Consider the following 18,914-nt stretch of genomic DNA (forward strand, 5'->3'; position numbering starts at 1 on the left):
CCTCATTATTGGTTTAGTGGTGGATTTGATGTATCAAACAATGATTCTTGTCCTTCATCTGTTACCGGATCATCAACAACTTTTTCTGCTTCTTTAAGATCCTGTGGCATCGGCTCCATATCCGATAGATCAGTTTCTTCAATTAAATCGTTGTTTTCGTCCACTCGAAAGACTTTCTCATCTGAAGTGATTGCTGTTTGCATTTCAACTGAAAGTAATCCCCATTTTGATAAAAGATTTCGCAGTACAGTCTTAATGGCCATTGAATCGTAATTATCAACCCATGCCCCGCTTAATTTCTCTTTGTCCTTATTTTTTGAATTCTTAATACGATGACTCTCAATTTCTTGCTTGGTCCAGTAAACTGTCTTTTTAAAGCCGTTCAGTAATTCAAAGAATCCTACATAACCTATAACTTCATCGGATACCTTACCTTTATAATCAAAGGTAAATTCTTCGGTCAGCGGATTCCAGTCAATTAGTTGACCTTCATAAATTGCCAAAGCATTCAATGCTTTGTATTGCCCACTTCTTTGTGCTAGCTGAATATATCCTTTGTATCCAAGAATGAATTGGGCTTCGTTGTGCGTGATCCAATTCTTACCTTTTTTCTCATATCGATTAAACGGAACTACATATGCATAACCAAGGTTCTTATCAATCGGCAGGTCCATAGTAGCTGCCTTTAGCGCTGATGCAATAATTGTCATTGGTTCCGCTTGAGAAAGATAATTATCACCACCAACAAGTGTCATGAGTGATCCCATGAATGAATCTGATTTTTCGTGAAGGATATCTGTGAACTTCTTCTTCATTTGAGGCGTGCTCATCAGTGCTTTGAATCCTAATTTCGAAGGATCGACTAACTGGGTGTTTTTCTCTGCTAACTGATTCTTTAATGCATCATTTGTGGCCATATTATTTGATCTCCTTTTCTGTAAGTCTTCGTGATTCAGTAACGTTATAGATTTCTTCGTCTTTAGCTACTTCGGGATATTTTTCAGCAAGTTTCTTACTGTTCATTCTTCTAGTGGATACTAACTTCCAAGAAACGATGTTTTTTGGAGCGATACCGATACTCGCATTTCTTTTGCCAAGTTCGTTTATGATTTCGTTATCCACCTGGCGAATGGCTGTTTCAATCTCTTTTTTTGCTTTCTTAAGTTCCCTTTTTTGGTCAACTAAATCATCAAATGAAGATGGCAATGTGGTTTCTGTTTCATCAAGTTCCGAATACCGATCTTTTAAAAAGTCTGACGTTGCTTCGCTACCATCTATTTCTGGTTCTTTGCCAGCTAAAACATTTGCCTCCCAGAAACTAACTAATCGTTCGGTGATCATGTCAATCAGTTCTTGATCACGATCAACTCGTTTCCAAATGAACTTTTGTCCACCAACCAAAACGGCAATGTAACAATATTTTTTATTTAAAACATTCATGTAATGCTGAACCTGGCACAAGTAACTCAGAGGAACTTCTTCGCCTTCCCATTCCTTACCTAGAAAGGCATTTGCTGTTTTACACTCCAAAATAGCATTTTCCCCAACAACATCTCTGTCGATGTTCGCTCGCAGGAACGGATGTAACGGATGCTCGAATACCTGATTTCGTCGGCGAACTTTTTTGCCTGTTCGTTCTTGAAATTCTTTAGCAACAACTTCCTCTAGAACATTTCCCCAATACGCTGGTTCGCTCTCAGTGTGTTCTAAATCGATTTGACCAGTCTTTTCCAGCCATAATTGATAAGGTGACTTCCATTTGTTTAACCCAAGGATTGTAGCGACATCTGAGCCGCCTATACCCTTTCGGCGATCTAATAACCATTCGTCATGAGTCATTTCAAGAGTTGATTTACTCATCATCTGTCATCTCCTCAACTGAAATTGGTTGACCCCATCCGGGAGTTGTCAAATACTCGTCTAACGCTTGTTCAAAAGAATTCATTGTCATTTCTCCTTTTCTGTTTTAAAATGGAGACAAAGATATTTATCCAAATATTTTATTGACTTGCTATTGCTTTGGTCGGCTAGCAAGTCTTTTTTCTTTGTCTTGGTAATCTTTAGCAGCTAAATCATAAACAACATTAGCGAAGCCCCATAAGAAAACTAATGTCAAACCTGCAGCAATGTGAATAGCTGAGAATGCTACTACAAATAGTAATAAAGTTGTTACGATGAATGTATTTTTGATTGATCTTTTCATGTTTAAGCCTCCTTAAGATTTACTACATTGCTAATTTTTTCCAAGTTTTTTCGTCTCTTGGCTTCCTTAATAACTTGATCAAACTGCTTTCCAGCACTTTCCCTTAAGAACCTTTCAGCTTCATATATGCTGACCACTTTATTTGTACTAAATTGAATACTTTGAATTGCACCGAGATTTACTAAAGCGTATATATTATCTTTGCTAGTCTTAAACTCAGCGGCTAGTTCTGGCAATGTGTAAACCAACATTTCTAATCATTCCTTTCTCTTGTTTCTGACTGCCTAGTCATATCTCGCATATCCCAACCGAATCTATTGCACATTGATGATAAAACAGATAATTCCAATCTAACTTCATCACTAAGCTCAAACCAATATAGTTTCAGATGATCGATCTCAATATCTGAAAGTTCATCCGGTTCGATAGTAAGCAAATCCCAAACTTCAAATTTTTTCTCAACTTCAATTCGTTCCATTTCTTCCTTGTCTTGCCCAACCATTTTGGATAAAGGGTGATTATCTCTTCTTTTTCTGTTTAATGGTTTAGGTGTGTGGAATAGCGTTGCTGCAACCTCAAAGTCAACATTTGGATCTTGTAAGTATTCAGCAATATCTACAACCTTCTCAATCCCCATGGATCTACGTCCATTCAAAACATGACTCAGTAATTGTGGAGAAATATTTATATCCTGAGCCATCATCCTTTGATTAAGAGCTTGCTTGTCTACCTCCTTTCGATAGATAGCCGCAATGTTCTGTTCAATGGCATTTACGCTCATATCTTCATCTCCTTTGTATTTAGTTATTTATTTTCGTAGCAGTTGAACTGCCATAAAATGTACTTAAGCAACAAGTTCTGGTGTTGAGGCGAACTGCCATTTTTCGTCAATATAGGAATAAATGTCCTGTGCTACTTCATCGGTAGCTAAAAAACGAATGATGATTTCTTCGACACCGCCAGGGTTTATGAACAGTTCGCCTTCAATACCAATTGAAATACTAAACTTGCGTTTAATTGCAGGAATAATCATTTCTACATAGCGTGGTAGAAATCCCGAGTCGACATTCACTTTGATCATTTGTGGTTTGTCCTTCATTTCGTCACCTCCTTACGTGTCGTTTCGCGTAGTTTAGGTTCAAAAAAAAGAGTCCATTCAAAATCTAAAGCATCTGCTATTTTCATAGCTTTTTCAACAGATGGTCTCCGCCTCCCTTGCTCTATAGATGAATAAGTCGTTCTTGGAATGTTTGATAACTGAGCAACTTCATCTTGTGTTAGATCTTTTTCCAAACGCAATTTAGTTAACCAATTTTCCATAAAAATGATTCTCCTTTCAATGTGTCGTATTGCGTACTCTTATATTACTACGCATTTTGACACATGTCAAAAAATAATTATTCTTTTTGACACATTTCAATTTTTTGTTTTAACATACGCGCATTGCGTAGTATCATTATTACATATTGAAGCATTGGAGGTGCTTAGATGTTTGGTCATAGACTTATGGATTTAAGAAAGAAAAAAAAATTAACCCAAGCTGAAATGGCCGATATTTTGGGAGTTGCACGTACTACATATTCATCATATGAACAAGGTAGACGTACCCCTGATGTTGATATTCAAAATAAAATAGCAGATTATTTTAAGGTCAGCCTTGACTACTTGCACGGTAGAACCGATTCAATGAGTACTAAAAAAGATCCTAATCTCCTAATTGCAACTCACGTTGATGATGATTTGACTGAAAAACAAAAACAAGAAGTACAAGACTTCATCAAATTTATTAAGATGAGAGACCATGACAAAGAGTAGGTGATGTATTTGAATATTTCTGAACGTTTGATGGCTGAATATGATGAACTCACGTATAAATTTGAAAAAGGCATGCCAGATCATCAGGATGGGCTAATTATTGGGAAAACGATATATTTGAGACCAGGACAATCAGCAATTGAATTAGCAGCCACAATTTCTGAAGAAATTGCTCACTACCTTACCTCAGTTGGTGATATAACGGATCTAGATAACCCTACCAATCAAAAACAAGAGAAAAAAGCTCGTGATATTGGCGCTGTGATGCTAGTGTCACCTTATGACATCATAGATTGTTTTGAGGCGGGATGTGTTTCTATTTGGGAATGCGCTGAACATTTGCAAGTATCTGAAGTAACATTTAAAGATGCAGTAAAATGGTACGCTAGGAAATGGAACGGAATTAAAACAGAAAACAACTACACTCTCCTATTCCAAGCGGATGGGACCGTAGCAGTTTTAAAATCATTTAATAGTTTTTAGGAAGATGTAAATTTTCCAACATTTTATTCTCCCCCCTACTGGTGGCGACGGTTCGATTCCGTCTAGGGGAATAGAGCATAACAAGAAATGAGGTGCACTATGTCTATTTTTGAAACGTTCATTGAAGAAAACACTTATCCTATTATTTTTGTTGGGTCTGGTATATCCAAAAGATATTTGAAAAATTTTCCATCATGGTTAGAATTACTTGAAATTTTTTGGCTTCAACTAGATTTAAAAGAAGAGTTTTATAATCACTTGAATGGCATTAAAGATAATCTATCTACTAATTTAAAAGAAGCAGATAAAAATTTCATTGTAAACGTTACAGTTGCAAAGGAAATACATACTTTATATAACAAAGCTTTTAGAGATGGATCAATTACTATACCGAATTTAAGTTCTAAAGATGTATTTGAAAAAACGATTGATCCATTTAAATACGCGATAGCAAATAAATTTTCAAACTATGAATTATCCGACGATATAGATCAGGAGGAATTTGATTATTTCTGTGACTTGTTAGTAAATTCTAAAATAATAGTAACTACTAATTACGACACTTTTATAGAGGATATTTTATATAAAAGAAATAGTCCTGCCAAAGTTTTTATTGGTCAAAAAGGTTTTTTTGATCCTTATGAAGATTGGGGAGAATTGTATAAAGTACACGGTAGCTTATCAGATTCATCGTCTTTGATTATTGATAAAGATGACTATAACGAGTATGACAAAAACTCTATATTGATTAGCGCAAAATTACTAAGTAATATGATTCATTCTCCTATAATTTTCTTGGGTTATTCTCTTACAGATAGAAATATCGTTAAGCTGCTTTCAGATTTTTCTTCTCAAATACCTAATGAAGATTTAAGAAAAACTGCTAATAGAATCCTAGTTATAGAGTTTAAAAAAGATGAAAAATCATTAGATGAGAAACAAATATTAGATAGAGATAGTAATATGTCTTACACTCACATACTGACGGATAATTTTAAAGAGATTTTTAAAAATCTAGCACAAATTGATGAAGGTCTAACCCCTTATGAGGTAAGAAAATTCAACTCAGTAATTAAGAAATTAGTTTTAGCTTCTGGTCAAAAAGGTTCTTTAGATGCTGTTCTACTTTCTCCATTAGAACTTGACAATATCTCTGATCAAATAGATCAAGGAAAACCTATCGTCTTAGCGTTAGGAGATACTAAACATGTTTTTGTTAATCCTACGCCGATAACATACCTGGAAGATTATATTCTTCAAAAAAATGAAATTTTACCTGAAAATGCCATCAGATTTGTTGCAAAAGAAGGAAAAATCACGAAAAACCCTTTTATAAAGCATTATAATCAAATAGATTTAGAAACTTCGAATCTTGAAAACTGGGAAATTGATAGAATTAATGACAAAATAAACGAATTGAAACACACAAAGATGGACTCTATAAAAAAAACAATTAATAATTCTAACAGAAAATATTTTGATTCAATTGATTCAATCATGGATCTTTCAGGTCCTTTGAACAAAAAGATAGATTTAATAACTTTCAATGCTGATCAATTTAATTATGATGAGTTTTCAAACTATGTAAAAACAGAAGCACTACCAAATTTTATAAAATTTTATAAAGCACGAAAAACCAAAGATGGGTTGATAAAGTCATCTTATAGAAAACTCTTTATTATGTGGGATGTTTTAACACATGGCGAAATATAAAAAATAGAGCGCTGTCTCCGTACCTAATACTTAGATAGTGACAGTGCTCCTTATTTTTTCATTATATTATCACGAAATATTTTTTTTATCAAGTTATTGCTAGATATTAACACAATCGCCTTCGGGCTTTTCTTTTTCAACACAAAAGAACATATGTTTGTATATTTCTAGCGTATTTATATACAAATCAGGTTTTAAGGAGGACTTGTTATGAATGGACATGTACGAAAAATCGGTGGTAAATGGCATTATGTAATAGAAATGGCAAAAGTTGGGGGCAAACGCCAACGTATACAAAAAGGCGGATGGAATACAAAAACAGAAGCACAAGAAAAACTAAGAGAGGCTTTAAACCTTTATAAAGATGGAGGAAAAGTTGATATTAAGGAAATGAGTGTTTCTGATTACTTTGACTACTGGATGGAAAACTATGTTGAAAAGAAGTTAAAATACAATACTCAGAAAAATTATCAGAATGCGGTTAACAAATACATAAAACCAGAAATTGGTAAGTATTATCTCAGTTCTATTGGGCCCGCAAGATTACAAGAATTGGTAAATAAATTACCAAATGGGTTTAGTACTCCACTTGCTAAACATTCAGTTGAAATTATCTTTACTGTTTTGAAAGGTGCCTTTAAGAGAGCCGTTTATCCTTGGCAAGCAATCAATAGCAATCCCATGATCTACGTTGAGATGCCAGCTTTTGAAAATAAACCTAAGCAAAATCGGGATGATATGAAAATAATAACCATGGAGCAGTATCAGGCTATATTGGATAGCAATCCACCTTCTAGCCCCTTTCATCTACCACTAATGATCGGGTTTCATACTGGATTACGCCGCGGTGAGGTTTGCGGTCTCCAATGGTCCGATATTTCATTTGAGGATCAAACACTGACTGTGGATCGCATCATGCTTCAAGATAAACATGGCATACAGTTAGGAACACCAAAAACGCAATCTAGTTTTCGAACAATAGCAATAGATGATATTTTGCTCCAAGAATTAAAGAGAGTTCGCAAGCGTCAGTCTGAGAATAAACTCCGTCATGGAAAATACTATTTTGATAGTCAATTTGTTTGCACTAAGGAAAACGGTGAACCTGTCACACCGAATTCAATCAAATGGCATAGTGGAAAAGTAAAAAAAGAATTAGGATTCGATTTCAACTTTCATTCCCTTAGACACACACATGCCACTATGCTTTTGGAGGATGGTGTAAAGCCTAAAATAGTACAAGAAAGACTTGGCCATTCCAGAATTTCAACTACCATGGATAAATACGTCCATGTAACGAAAAAAATGAGAACAGAAGCTGTCGATATATTCGCCCAAAGACTAAGAAGATCATCAAATTAGAATTTAGTTTTCATAAAAAATGTCGCCCTAAAATAAATTAGGGCGACAAATGGGCGAATAAAAAATGAAAATTAGATTTTATTATCAAATATTTTCAAACAAACCCTTATTACTTCTTCGGTTCATCCTCATCCATTTTCAGAACAGCCATGAAGGCTTCTTGCGGTACTTCGACGGAGCCGATTTGTTTCATCCGCTTCTTCCCTTCTTTTTGTTTCTCTAGGAGTTTGCGTTTTCGAGAAACGTCACCGCCGTAACATTTCGCCAATACGTTTTTACGCAAGGCTTTGATGTCAGAACGCGCAACGATTTTTTGTCCGATGGCTGCTTGGATCGGTACTTCAAATTGTTGTCGTGGGATCAGTTTTTTCAGTTTTTCAACGATGGCTTTACCGCGTTCATAAGCAAAGTCACGGTGAACGATAAAGCTTAACGCATCGACTTTTTCAGTATTCAGCAAGATGTCCATCTTCACTAGCTTGCTGGTGCGGTAACCAGACATTTCGTAATCCAGTGATGCGTAGCCTTTGGTGCTGGATTTCAATTTATCAAAGAAATCAAAGACGATTTCCGATAGTGGGATCTCATAAACGACGTTTACACGATAATCATCCAAGTAATCCATTGTGACAAAGTCTCCCCGTTTGCGTTGGGACAATTCCATTACAGCACCGACGTAATCATTAGGCACCATGATTTGTGCTTTGACGTAAGGTTCTTGTACGTTTTCGATCGTGACTGGTTCAGGAAATTCTGCCGGGTTATCAACGACGACCATTGAGCCATCTGTCTTGTTGACATGATAGATTACGGATGGTGCAGTCGTAATCAACTCAAGGTTAAATTCACGTTCTAGCCGTTCTTGCACGACATCCATGTGTAATAGGCCTAAGAAGCCGCAACGGAACCCAAATCCTAATGCTTGAGAGGTTTCTGGTTCAAATTGCAATGCTGCATCATTCAATTGTAATTTTTCCAATGCTTCTCGAAGGTCGTTGTAGCGTGAAGTATCGATTGGGTACAATCCGCAATAAACCATCGGATTCATTTGACGATAACCAGCTAAGGCTTCTTCTGCTGGATTGTTGGCTAATGTCACCGTATCCCCGACTTGGGTATCTTTAACGGTCTTGATGGCAGCAGTGATATACCCAACATCGCCCACCATCAACGCATCTCGTTGAATGGCTTTTGGTGAAAAGACACCAACTTCCGTAACATCAAAGGTCTTGCCATTGCTCATCATTTTGATTTTATCTCCAGGTTTGACCATCCCGTCCATGATGCGGACGTTTAAGACCACCCCACGATAGGAATCGTACACGGAGTCAAAGATCAACGCTTTTAGCGGTGCTTCAATATCACCTGCTGGAGCTGGGACATACTCAACAATTTGTTCCAAAATGTCTTCGATCCCAATACCTGCTTTGGCACTTGCTAAAACAGCTTCACTGGCATCGATACCGATCACATCTTCGATCTCTGTTCGTACTCGCTCAGGATCGGCAGCTGGCAAGTCTATTTTATTAATGACTGGTAGGATCTCTAAATCATTGTCTAACGCCAAGTAGACGTTTGCCAATGTCTGTGCTTCGATCCCTTGAGCTGCATCAACGACGAGCACGGCGCCTTCACAAGCAGCCAAACTGCGGGAAACTTCATAGGTGAAATCGACGTGCCCTGGGGTGTCGATCAAATGGAAGATGTAGGTTTCGCCGTCTTTGGCGGTATAGTTAAGTTCCACGGCATTTAATTTGATTGTTATTCCTCGTTCACGTTCAAGATCCATGGAGTCTAATAGTTGGTTTTGCATTTCTCGTGACGTCACCGTATGGGTTTGTTCCAAAATACGGTCCGCCAATGTTGATTTCCCATGGTCGATATGGGCGATAATGGAGAAATTACGAATCTTCTCCTGTCGTTTTTTCATTTCTTCTATGTTCATGGATACGTTCCTCATTTCTTTTAGTCAGCTTTTCTATTATACCAACGAAACGCCAATAGATAAAGTATTTTTCTTAACCGTTATTTAGACATATTCATTCAGGTTTTGCTATACTAGAGCTAGCAAATAAATTGGAGTTGAAAGAATGGACAATAATTTTCATCAAAATCTACATATTCGAGCGGTGGAAGAAAAAGACGTTGATCAGTTCAACGAACTGTTAAGCTATGTTTTTCAGATCACTGAATCGGATATTGAAGAAAGCGGCTATGAGAGCAAACGGGAAATGATCAAATCTAAGCGCCCGATCTTAGAGCTTTCCAAGGTCTTTGGCTGGTTCAATGAAGACAAGTTGATCTCGCAAATCGCCGTTTATCCTTGTGAAGTCAATATACACGGCAAATTGATCAAAATGGGCGGAGTGACCGGTGTTGGGACCTACCCAGAATATGCCGGACATGGCCTGATGAAAGACTTGATCAAGCTTGCCTTAGAAACGATGCGGGAAGATCAGCAATGGATCTCCTACCTTTACCCTTATAATGTGCCCTACTATCGTCGCAAAGGCTGGGAGATCATGTCCGACAAGCTGACCTTCAAAATTCGTGATACCCAGCTTCCGAAAACCAAAGAAGTCCCTGGGATCGTAGAGCGCAAAGAAGTGGATGATCCTGATGTCTTTACTGTCTACAACCAATTCTCCCGCGACAACCATGGTGCCTTGCAGCGGACCTCTTTTCACTGGGAAGAGTATTGGCGCTATGAAAATGAAGAAGAGCGCACCGCGGCTGTTTATTACAATGCCAGTGGTCATCCGACTGGTGTACTTTTTTATTGGGTAGCCGAAGAAGTCTTCCATGTAAAGGAAATGTTCTACTTGAATCAAGAAGCCCGCAATGGTCTTTGGAATTTTATCTCTGCCCATTTCTCAATGGTTTATTGGGTCAAAGGAGACATATATTCAAATGAACCCCTGTCCTTCTACTTGGACGATAGCCAAATCAAAGAAACCATAGAGCCTTATTACATGGCGCGGATCGTCGATGTTGAACAGTTTTTGAAAAACTTCCCATTTGAAGCCTTCCAAACACCTTTTCACTTTGTTGTTTCCGACCCAGTTGCCGATTGGAACAACGGGATCTTCGGTGTCCAATACAATCACGGGGAGATCGTGGTTTCAAGAGAAGCTATCGGAAAAGCGGTCCAGCTGGATATTCAGACATTGTCTTGTCTGTTGATGAATTACCGCCGCCCAGCTTACTTAGAGCGTGTGGAACGGCTAAATACCGATTCAGAAACACTGGCATTACTGGAATCGATCATCCCTGATATGGAAGCCTATTTCAGCGATTATTTCTAAACAACGAATCAACAAAATGTACAACTATGAATGATTAAGGAGTGTTTTTGAATGAAACTATATTTTGCTGCTCCCCTGTTTGCTGCTAGTGACCTGCGCTACAACGCCGAACTTGTTGCGTCGATTCGTCAGCAGTATCCGCAGCTGGAGATTTATTTACCTCAAGAAAATGCCGCGATCAATGATAAATCCGCCTATGCGGATAGCAAAATGATCGCTTTGGCAGATACTGAAAAAGTGCTGGAAAGTGATTTGATGATCGCATTGCTGGATGGTTTGACCATCGATGCTGGGGTTGCCTCTGAGATCGGTGTCGCTTATGCAAAAGGCATTCCTGTTTTAGGGCTTTATACGGATAGTCGCCAACAAGGTGCCGACAATCAGCAAAAGCTGGCAGCATTACAAACCGTTGCGGAAAACCAATTCCACTATGTCAATCTTTATACGGTGGGTTTGATCAAGCTAAACGGGGAGATTTACTCCTCTGAAGCAGCCCTTTTAGCTGGCTTAGCCGACTATCTTTCGGAGGACAACTAAATGGGGCAAAATTATCAGCGACTGCAAAAGGTATTCACTATTTTCGGTGTTCTCGTGTTTTGTTTTTCTTTGTGGGAATTCTTCCGTGGGGTCTATCCGCAAACACAAGGATTGATTTTCCTCGCCCAAGCCTTGCTTGGGATTTTATTGATCTTTGTCCCAGAAATGAGTAAAAAGTTCTTGAAAATCCAGCTACCAAATGCCACCGTCTACTTTTATTGGTTTTTCTTGCTGATCTCTGTATTTATGGGGACGATCTTACATTTGATCGAAACCATTGCTTTCTGGGATAAAATTCTGCATGCGGTAAGTCCAATGGTCTTGACGGCTGTCGGCTATGGATTGATCTGTCTGCTACTGAAAGAAGTCAAAGTTTCAAACGTCTCTCCCTGGTTATTCTTATTGATGGGCTTTGCTTTTGCCGGCTTGTGTGGTATCTTCTGGGAGTTTTGGGAATTTATCTGCGATTCCGTTGGTGGAATGAATCTCCAACGTTATGCAACCTTAGATGGCACCCCGTTTATCGGTCGTGAAGCATTGATGGATACGATGGGTGATTTACTGACCAACACGATTGGTGCTGCCTTGATGGGCGTGATCGCGTATGTGCAAGGTCGAGGCAAACCTGATTACTTTGAAAGTTATCGGATTAAAAAATTATCATAAACGACCTTTAAGAGCTTGTTGAAACCAGCGTTTTTCAACCAGCTTTTTTCTTTTGTTCTTTTATTCATAAAGAAAAATTTATAAAAATACTTAAATAACACATCTTATTTTTATAGATTCGCTGTCTATCAAGGTTTGACCTTTCTTACATTTCCCTGTAAAACGATTACAACTACAAAAAAATTCCCTCGTTTAATCATTTTTATTTCCCCAAAAAACCATGGTCTGTTATAATTACATTATTCATTTGACGTTGCGTCAGTAAAGGAGAGGCTTATGGTTCTAACAGTGTTTTTTATTTTATGCTGCTTGATTTTTTCATCGATCACCTATGCGTTCTCTAAAGATGCCCGAAAATTTGTCCAACCTTTATCAATCAAAATTATTTTTATTGCATCAGCTATTATTGCGGTTTGGACAATGTTCTTTTCTATGGTTGCATTTGTCGCTTGGGTCATCTAAAAAACATTCTTGCCAGTTGCGATCGTTTTCGCTGCACTGGCAAGAATGTTTTTTCTTTTGATTAAAATAGTTTGATTTGATTCAATGGCCAAAAGCGCAGCAGCACTTTCCCTTCCATTTGATCTTCCGTTACAACCCCGAAACTGCGACTGTCTCTAGAGATCAAACGATTGTCTCCCATCACAAAATAGCTGCCTTCAGGAACCGTTACCGTAAAATCATCGGTAAAGTGTTCGGCACCAGCCGCGATTTGCTGAAACATTTCGCGATAAGAATATTCGTCTTGTAATTGATCGTCTGCAAATTTCTCTTTAAACTCATCTAAATAGGGTTCTTCGTATACTTCTCCATTGATCGTTAGGACATCATCTTTCATCTCGATGGTATCACCGGGTAAACCAATCAACCGCTTGACAGCGATTTTACTTGGATCATCTGGTTCAACACATATTACGATGTCTTGTCGGTCATAGGAGGAGATTTTTGATGCAATCAAACGCTGTTTATCTGCCAACGTCGGGTCCATAGAATGGCCACTGACTTGAACAGGGGTCAGGACAAACAGACGGATGAGAACCACGGCGACGATAAAGAAAAGCAGTAACCAATTTTCTTTGAGGATTTTTACCATAGCTGCTCTTTCGCTCCTTTACTGCATCTTTTGTCATCAGCGAAAGCTTGTTCTGCCATTTTGACAAAAGATATCTTCCTCAATCTTACGTGGAATTTTTGCTTTGAGCAAGAGAAATCATCGATTTTATAAAATTTATGATATTTCTCGTTGAGAAAAGAATCGTTTACATTCGATCACGACTCAAGAAAGCAAACACATCTTTTCGACGTAAACTCCCTATCAGTTGTTGGTTTTCTTCGATTACAAGCGTATCATGACGCGCAAATAAGGTATACAACTCATTTAATGGCGTAGATGCCGCAATTTTAGGGTCAGCTTGATTGATGTCATTGCTGAAAAAGTTCATCCGTATCAAATCTCCTGCTGTGACCAGTTTCGCTTCATCTTCCCCGGTTTCTTCAAAGAAGCTTTTCACAAAAGCGGTCTTCGGTTGTGAAACGATGACTTCTGGTGTATCGCATTGAACGATCTTCCCTTGATTCATCACAGCGATGCGCGTCCCTAGTTTTACCGCTTCTTTCATGTTATGCGTGACAAAAATAATCGTCGTCCCAAGCTCTTTGTGCAGATCGAGGACTAGATCCTGTAAAGAATTACGAGAAATTGGATCAAGGGCACTAAAGGGTTCGTCCATCAGAATGATTTCGGAATTGGCAGCTAACGCGCGCAAGATCCCGATCCGTTGCTGTTCTCCACCAGACAATTCTTTCGGCATTCGATGACGGTACTGCTCTGGGTCAAGTTTGACCTGTGTCAGCAAACGATCCACGGCTTCTGAGCGATCTTTTTTTGACCACCCTAACATCTCTGGGATCACTTCGATATTTTGTTTGACATCCATCGTCGGAAACAGAGCGATTTGTTGGAGAACATACCCCATTTGCCAACGCATCTTTTGAATATTGTATTCTTTGATGCGTTTTTCTTTGAAATAAATATCACCATCTGTCGGTTCTGACAACGCGTTGATCATCTTCAAAGTCGTCGTTTTCCCACTCCCAGAAGGACCAACCAAAACAAAGATTTCTCCTTTATTGATACTCAGATCTAATTGATCGATCACTAGTTTTTGATCAAACTTTTTACTGACGTTTTTAAATTCAATAATTGGTGTCATTCTTGTCCCTCCTTAATTAATCCTTCATCTATCAGGAAGGTACGTGCGACTTCTGCTGGATTTTTTCCTTCGACATTGACCTGATAATTCATTTCACTCATTTGTTCTTCGGTGATTTTCCCTGCCAACTTTTCCAATGCACGGACGACTTCTGGATGTTCCTCGGCAAAGGCTTCTTTCATCAAAGGCGCTCCTTGATAAGGTGGAAATAATTCCTGATCGTCTTCTAGAATAACTAAGCCATATTGACGCAATTCACTGTCCGTGGAATAGGCATCCAGTAGATTGATATCACCATTATTGATGGCTTGGTAACGCAATGCTGGTTCCATACTTTGGACACTTGGAAAATCTAGCCCATAAAGTTCTTGGATCCCCGCATATCCGTCCGTCCGATCAATGAATTCGAGGGTGAAGCCAGCTTTGATTTGATTTTCGATTTTCTTCAAATCAGAGATCGTGGTTAGTCCATTTTCCTCAGCAAATTCTTTTTTGACAGCCAATGCATAGGTATTTTGATACGCCATCGGCTGAAGCAAGGTCATCTCAAACTGATCCTTCAATAGATTGACTGCTTCGGTATAGGTTTCGTCGGAGTCAAGGTTTTGACTCGCAAGCTCTTCTGGTACCTCAACTAAGCTCTCCAACACGGTACCAGTAAACTCTGGATATATATCAACTTGACCATTGTCCAATGCGCTGAATAAGAAAAGGTTTTTCCAAAATTTGGCTCTAGTTCAACTTGGGCATCAGGGTCTTCTTGTTCAATCAATTCTTTGTACATGTTGATCAAGATATCTGGTTCAGATCCTAGTTTTCCTGCGATGGTAATGGTTTTGGGAGCGAAAAATCCGCTTTGTGAAAAGGAAACCCCACCAATCAGCAAGATGATTGCTGCCAACGTGATCAAGGTATAGCGCGGTTTTAAATGTTGCAGGTAACGGATCAGGGTACTGAAAACAATCGCCAACAAGGCAGACCCGATCGCACCAATCAACGTTAACTCAGGCGCATTTCGATCGATCCCTAACAAAATAAAGGAACCTAACCCGCCAGCGCCAATCAAAGCGGCTAAGGTCGCTGTTCCGATGATCAAGACCAGCGCCGTGCGAATCCCAGAAATTATGACAGGCAAAGCAATCGGCAACTCGACTTTGATCAATCGGCGCATCCGAGACATACCAAATGCCGCAGCAGCTTCTTCGATTGATGGATCGATCTCCGAAAGGCCAATATAGGTATTTTGAAAGATCGGCAATAACGCATAAATAACTAGTGCGATCAATGCAGGTGGCGTTCCGATCCCCACGAATGGGATCAATAAACCTAACAGTGCCAGTGATGGAATCGTCTGTAACACACTCGTTATTTGTAGGCCGACTTCCGCTGCCCGTTTATGATTAACCAGCCAAATAGCTAAAGGAACAGCAATAACGATCGCCACGAGCAGCGCAATGATCGACAATGACAAATGTTCAAAGACAGCTGTCAGCAATTCCCCTTTTCGCTCATTCAACGTTTCAAAAAAAGTATTCATCTTTTCATTCCTCTCCTACTCCATAAGAACAGTATAATCGAAGTGCGAATTTCCTCCAAACAACAAGCAAGGAGAACTTTTTTGTCATATGTTGAGAGACAAAAAAACGATGGCTGCCAATGAAATGGCAACCATCGTTTTGTATTTATTCATTTGTTCTCTTTTTATTACTCGGTCATTGGCGTATTTTCAAAAACCAGCTGATCGTTCAATAATTCGATCGTGACTTGGGTCTTTGGTAAGACTCTGCCAGCAACGATTTCTTTTGCCAATGGGGTTTCGACTTCTCTTGTGATAAACCGACGGAGAGGTCGCGCACCATACGCTGGCTCATAAGCATTTTCAGCGATCCAGCGTTTGGCTTCTTCAGTGATCGTCAACAGTATATCTTGGACTTCCAGTCGTTGTGAAAGCTGTGCGATGATCTTGTCGACGATGCCTGTCACATCGCTTAGACTAAGCGGTGTGAATAAAATCGTATCGTCGATCCGATTTAAGAATTCTGGTTTGAAATGGCCTCTCAAGAGATTACGGACAGTTTCTGCAACAGTTTCTGGGATCGTCCCTTCTGCAGTCACGCCATCTAGCAAGACTTGAGAGCCAATGTTGCTAGTCATGATCAAGACAGTATTTTTGAAATCAACGACGCGTCCTTTTGAGTCTGTCAAACGGCCATCATCAAGCACTTGCAATAAGATATTGAATACATCTGGATGGGCTTTTTCGATCTCATCCAATAAGACGATCGTGTATGGATTGCGTCGAACGGCTTCGGTCAATTGTCCGCCTTCTTCAAATCCAACATAGCCTGGAGGGGCACCGACCAAACGAGACACCGAATGTTTTTCCATGTATTCGCTCATATCGATCCGAACCATATGCTCTTCAGAGTCAAAGAGGTTGACCGCTAACGCTTTCGCTAATTCGGTCTTACCGACGCCGGTCGGTCCTAAGAACAAGAAGGAACCTAATGGTCGATTTGGATCTTGCAGACCAGCTCGGGAACGAATGACTGCGTCACTGACGGCATCGACTGCCTCGTCTTGTCCAATCACTCGTTGATGCAAGGTCTCATTTAATTTCAACAGTTTTTCTCGTTCGCCCTCCACTAATTTCGCAACAGGGATTCCTGTCAAGCGGCCCACGACTAAGGCGATCTCATTTTCTGTCACTGACTCTTGAACCATCCGAATGCCTTCGTCTTGGTTTTTTTCTTCCAATTCAGCGAGTTCTTTTTCCAGTTGTGGAATCGTCCCATGACGAAGAACAGCTGCCCGTTCCAAATCATAGTTATTTTCAGCATCTTCCAACTCATGCTTGGCTTTATCGATCTCTGCCCGTTTATTGGAAACTGCATTGACTTCTTCTTTTTCCGTTTCCCACTGCATTTTCATGGTATTGACTTCTTCACGCAATTCCGCCAATTCTTCTTGTAAAATGCCTAAACGTTTTTTCGATGCATCATCAGATTCTTTTTTCAGTGCGGCTTCTTCGATCTCCAATTGCATCAAACGTCGAGTGACCTGATCGAGCTCGGTAGGCATCGAATTCATTTCTACCCGAATCGTGGCACTTGCTTCGTCGATCAAATCGATGGCTTTGTCTGGTAAAAAGCGGTCCGTGATATACCGATCAGATAAGGTCGCAGCAGCAACAAGCGCATTGTCATGGATATTGACGCCATGATGGATCTCGAACCGTTCTTTCAAGCCACGTAAAATCGAAATCGTATCTTGAACGGTTGGTTCCTGTACCAACACTTTTTGGAAACGACGTTCCAAGGCTTTGTCCTTTTCCATGTATTGACGGTATTCATCAAGGGTGGTTGCGCCAATCGTATGCAATTCTCCCCTTGCCAGCATTGGTTTTAGTAAGTTTCCAGCATCCATGCTGCCTTCCGTCTTACCAGCACCTACAATATTGTGGATCTCATCAATAAAGAGAATGATCCGTCCATCGGCTTTTTTCACTTCTTGTAAGACGGCTTTCAAACGCTCTTCGAATTCACCTCGGAACTTGGCACCTGCGATCAAGGCACCCATATCCAGAGAAAAGATCGTTTTGTCTTTTAGGTTTTCTGGGACGTCTTTTCGCACGATCCGTTGAGCCAATCCTTCAACAATGGCTGTTTTACCAACCCCCGGTTCACCAATCAAAACGGGATTGTTTTTTGTTTTCCGAGAAAGGATGCGAATCACGTCGCGAATTTCTTCGTCTCGTCCGATAATGGGGTCCATTTTTCCGCTGCGGACTTGTTGGACCAAGTCAACGCCGTATTTTTCTAATGCTTTGTATTGTTCTTCTTGATTTTGTGAGGTCACACGATCCCCTCCTCTTAATGTTTCGATCGTTTGCTTGATTTCTTTCGCGGTGATTCCTTGTTTCTTTAAATACACCGTCAATGGATGATTTTTCAATTTCATCAACGCATAAAGGACGATTTCTGTGGAAAGATACTCGTCTTGAAATTCATTTTTTAATTGATCTGCCTCAGACAAAAGATGAAACAGATTTTGACTCATGGATTGACCATAACGAACATTTCCTCCTTCAACCGAAGGCAGTTCATCTAGTAGCTGGTCGACTTCTCTTTCAAATGCATCGACATCAAGACCTGTATCCGTATAAAAATTGCGGCCGAATTGATTGGCTTGCAATAAAATCTTCCATAAATGCGGAATATCGATTTCTTGGTGGTGACGCGTCATGGCAATCTGCTGTGCTTCCGCGATGGCACTCTGTAATGTAGTCGTCATTTTTTCTGGGTTCATACTTTTCCCTCCCAAAATGGTAGTCAGAAAAATTAGTACACTGCAAGCAGCATCCTTTTTTCTACTCTTCTATTATACAATATTGGTCAGTAATGGTCAAAAGATTTCCCTCGAAGATCAAGATTTTTTTCAGTATTCTTTCATGAAAATTGACAGATAGGAAGCCGCAATGGTATGCTAGGTCCTGATTGGTCAGGAACAATCGATTTTCCTGATCCTTTTGATCGCTCTTTGGCGATAGTTATTCAGTAAGATTATCTACTTAGCTGTAACGTCTACTGTTTACAGCTTTTTTATATGGAGGAAACG

The 18,914-nt window shown here is 39.5% G+C and carries 19 protein-coding genes and 1 pseudogene; 8 read left to right on the forward strand and 12 right to left on the reverse strand.

The features are described 5' to 3' along the window. Positions 1-5: 5 nt before the first annotated feature. The 7 genes from ECA1_RS06565 to ECA1_RS06595 all read right to left on the reverse strand — a co-directional run bounded on the left by ECA1_RS06565 (position 6) and on the right by ECA1_RS06595 (position 3,523). Entirely contained in the window at positions 6-917 is a 912-nt protein-coding gene (locus ECA1_RS06565; protein ID WP_060792027.1) for a recombinase RecT, read from the reverse strand. Between the two features lies 1 nt (position 918). Continuing rightward, positions 919-1,860, reverse strand: a complete 942-nt coding sequence (locus ECA1_RS06570) for a YqaJ viral recombinase family nuclease (protein WP_060792104.1) — start codon at positions 1,858-1,860, stop codon at positions 919-921. A 151-nt stretch (positions 1,861-2,011) separates the two neighbouring features. Further along, positions 2,012-2,203 carry a hypothetical protein gene (locus tag ECA1_RS06575; RefSeq protein ID WP_060792028.1) on the reverse strand — a complete coding sequence of 64 codons (192 nt, stop codon included), beginning with the start codon at positions 2,201-2,203 and terminating at the stop codon, positions 2,012-2,014. 2 nt (positions 2,204-2,205) lie between these two features. Then, the gene (locus tag ECA1_RS06580) at positions 2,206-2,454 is read right to left on the reverse strand and encodes a hypothetical protein (protein ID WP_060792029.1); all 249 of its coding nucleotides are present in this window, start codon (positions 2,452-2,454) and stop codon (positions 2,206-2,208) included. A 2-nt stretch (positions 2,455-2,456) separates the two neighbouring features. Continuing rightward, entirely contained in the window at positions 2,457-2,984 is a 528-nt protein-coding gene (locus ECA1_RS06585) for a helix-turn-helix domain-containing protein (protein WP_060792030.1), read from the reverse strand. Between the two features lie 63 nt (positions 2,985-3,047). Beyond that, on the reverse strand, positions 3,048-3,302 hold the full coding sequence (locus ECA1_RS06590; RefSeq protein ID WP_060792031.1) for a hypothetical protein: 255 nt from the start codon (positions 3,300-3,302) through the stop codon (positions 3,048-3,050). Then, positions 3,299-3,523, reverse strand: a complete 225-nt coding sequence (locus ECA1_RS06595) for a helix-turn-helix transcriptional regulator (protein ID WP_060792032.1) — start codon at positions 3,521-3,523, stop codon at positions 3,299-3,301. Before ECA1_RS06595 ends, ECA1_RS06590 begins: the two co-directional genes overlap by 4 nt. A 168-nt stretch (positions 3,524-3,691) precedes the next feature. On the opposite strand from ECA1_RS06595, the gene ECA1_RS06600 reads away from it, so the two are divergent. The 4 genes from ECA1_RS06600 (at position 3,692) to ECA1_RS06615 (ending at position 7,576) form a co-directional block, all read left to right on the forward strand. Continuing rightward, entirely contained in the window at positions 3,692-4,018 is a 327-nt protein-coding gene (locus ECA1_RS06600; protein ID WP_060792033.1) for a helix-turn-helix domain-containing protein, read from the forward strand. 3 nt (positions 4,019-4,021) lie between these two features. Then, on the forward strand, positions 4,022-4,501 hold the full coding sequence (locus ECA1_RS06605; RefSeq protein ID WP_370447893.1) for an ImmA/IrrE family metallo-endopeptidase: 480 nt from the start codon (positions 4,022-4,024) through the stop codon (positions 4,499-4,501). 99 nt (positions 4,502-4,600) lie between these two features. Continuing rightward, a complete protein-coding gene (locus ECA1_RS06610; RefSeq protein ID WP_060792034.1) occupies positions 4,601-6,214 on the forward strand; it encodes an SIR2 family protein in 1,614 nt (537 codons plus the stop codon). Between the two features lie 210 nt (positions 6,215-6,424). Beyond that, positions 6,425-7,576 (forward strand): site-specific integrase, encoded by a 1,152-nt coding sequence (locus tag ECA1_RS06615; RefSeq protein ID WP_060792035.1) that lies wholly within the window; start codon positions 6,425-6,427, stop codon positions 7,574-7,576. Positions 7,577-7,685: 109 nt separating this feature from the next. On the opposite strand, the gene lepA is transcribed toward ECA1_RS06615, so the two are convergent. After that, on the reverse strand, positions 7,686-9,521 hold the full coding sequence (gene lepA / locus ECA1_RS06620) for a translation elongation factor 4 (protein ID WP_005226023.1): 1,836 nt from the start codon (positions 9,519-9,521) through the stop codon (positions 7,686-7,688). Between the two features lie 145 nt (positions 9,522-9,666). Between lepA and ECA1_RS06625 the strand changes: the two genes are divergently transcribed. The 4 genes from ECA1_RS06625 (at position 9,667) to ECA1_RS06640 (ending at position 12,546) form a co-directional block, all read left to right on the forward strand. Beyond that, positions 9,667-10,881, forward strand: coding sequence for a GNAT family N-acetyltransferase (locus tag ECA1_RS06625; protein WP_005226022.1), 1,215 nt, complete (start codon positions 9,667-9,669; stop codon positions 10,879-10,881). A gap of 51 nt (positions 10,882-10,932) precedes the next feature. Then, complete coding sequence (locus tag ECA1_RS06630) at positions 10,933-11,418, forward strand: nucleoside 2-deoxyribosyltransferase (protein ID WP_010748216.1); 486 nt, start codon at positions 10,933-10,935, stop codon at positions 11,416-11,418. After that, positions 11,419-12,084, forward strand: a complete 666-nt coding sequence (locus ECA1_RS06635; RefSeq protein ID WP_016609503.1) for a DUF2238 domain-containing protein — start codon at positions 11,419-11,421, stop codon at positions 12,082-12,084. It abuts the gene before it with no gap. Between the two features lie 276 nt (positions 12,085-12,360). Then, entirely contained in the window at positions 12,361-12,546 is a 186-nt protein-coding gene (locus ECA1_RS06640) for a hypothetical protein (protein WP_005226019.1), read from the forward strand. Positions 12,547-12,607: 61 nt separating this feature from the next. Here the strand turns inward: ECA1_RS06640 and lepB are convergent, their stop codons facing one another. The 4 genes and pseudogenes from lepB to clpB all read right to left on the reverse strand — a co-directional run bounded on the left by lepB (position 12,608) and on the right by clpB (position 18,605). Next, entirely contained in the window at positions 12,608-13,177 is a 570-nt protein-coding gene (lepB, locus tag ECA1_RS06645; protein WP_060792036.1) for a signal peptidase I, read from the reverse strand. Between the two features lie 166 nt (positions 13,178-13,343). Next, entirely contained in the window at positions 13,344-14,297 is a 954-nt protein-coding gene (locus ECA1_RS06650; RefSeq protein ID WP_060792037.1) for an ABC transporter ATP-binding protein, read from the reverse strand. Further along, positions 14,294-15,834: pseudogene (locus ECA1_RS06655) on the reverse strand (ABC transporter permease/substrate-binding protein). The gene ECA1_RS06650 and the pseudogene ECA1_RS06655 overlap by 4 nt, the downstream one beginning before the upstream one ends. 167 nt (positions 15,835-16,001) lie before the next feature. After that, positions 16,002-18,605, reverse strand: a complete 2,604-nt coding sequence (gene clpB / locus ECA1_RS06660; protein ID WP_060792038.1) for an ATP-dependent chaperone ClpB — start codon at positions 18,603-18,605, stop codon at positions 16,002-16,004. Positions 18,606-18,914: the final 309 nt, after the last annotated feature.

Origin of the sequence: Enterococcus casseliflavus NBRC 100478, from assembly GCF_001544095.1 — a bacterium.
Lineage (GTDB): Bacteria > Bacillota > Bacilli > Lactobacillales > Enterococcaceae > Enterococcus_D > Enterococcus_D casseliflavus.

Coding starts and splice junctions, on each gene's coding strand:
- ECA1_RS06605 (WP_370447893.1), top strand. CDS start 4,022: ATGTATTTGAATATTTCTGAACGTTTGATGGCTGAATATGATGAACTC.
- ECA1_RS06575 (WP_060792028.1), bottom strand. CDS start 2,203: ATGAAAAGATCAATCAAAAATACATTCATCGTAACAACTTTATTACTA.
- lepB (WP_060792036.1), bottom strand. CDS start 13,177: ATGGTAAAAATCCTCAAAGAAAATTGGTTACTGCTTTTCTTTATCGTC.
- ECA1_RS06650 (WP_060792037.1), bottom strand. CDS start 14,297: ATGACACCAATTATTGAATTTAAAAACGTCAGTAAAAAGTTTGATCAA.
- ECA1_RS06595 (WP_060792032.1), bottom strand. CDS start 3,523: ATGGAAAATTGGTTAACTAAATTGCGTTTGGAAAAAGATCTAACACAA.
- clpB (WP_060792038.1), bottom strand. CDS start 18,605: ATGAACCCAGAAAAAATGACGACTACATTACAGAGTGCCATCGCGGAA.
- ECA1_RS06585 (WP_060792030.1), bottom strand. CDS start 2,984: ATGAGCGTAAATGCCATTGAACAGAACATTGCGGCTATCTATCGAAAG.
- ECA1_RS06570 (WP_060792104.1), bottom strand. CDS start 1,860: ATGAGTAAATCAACTCTTGAAATGACTCATGACGAATGGTTATTAGAT.
- ECA1_RS06630 (WP_010748216.1), top strand. CDS start 10,933: ATGAAACTATATTTTGCTGCTCCCCTGTTTGCTGCTAGTGACCTGCGC.
- ECA1_RS06590 (WP_060792031.1), bottom strand. CDS start 3,302: ATGAAGGACAAACCACAAATGATCAAAGTGAATGTCGACTCGGGATTT.
- ECA1_RS06635 (WP_016609503.1), top strand. CDS start 11,419: ATGGGGCAAAATTATCAGCGACTGCAAAAGGTATTCACTATTTTCGGT.
- ECA1_RS06610 (WP_060792034.1), top strand. CDS start 4,601: ATGTCTATTTTTGAAACGTTCATTGAAGAAAACACTTATCCTATTATT.
- ECA1_RS06625 (WP_005226022.1), top strand. CDS start 9,667: ATGGACAATAATTTTCATCAAAATCTACATATTCGAGCGGTGGAAGAA.
- ECA1_RS06615 (WP_060792035.1), top strand. CDS start 6,425: ATGAATGGACATGTACGAAAAATCGGTGGTAAATGGCATTATGTAATA.
- ECA1_RS06580 (WP_060792029.1), bottom strand. CDS start 2,454: ATGTTGGTTTACACATTGCCAGAACTAGCCGCTGAGTTTAAGACTAGC.
- ECA1_RS06600 (WP_060792033.1), top strand. CDS start 3,692: ATGTTTGGTCATAGACTTATGGATTTAAGAAAGAAAAAAAAATTAACC.
- ECA1_RS06640 (WP_005226019.1), top strand. CDS start 12,361: ATGGTTCTAACAGTGTTTTTTATTTTATGCTGCTTGATTTTTTCATCG.
- lepA (WP_005226023.1), bottom strand. CDS start 9,521: ATGAACATAGAAGAAATGAAAAAACGACAGGAGAAGATTCGTAATTTC.
- ECA1_RS06565 (WP_060792027.1), bottom strand. CDS start 917: ATGGCCACAAATGATGCATTAAAGAATCAGTTAGCAGAGAAAAACACC.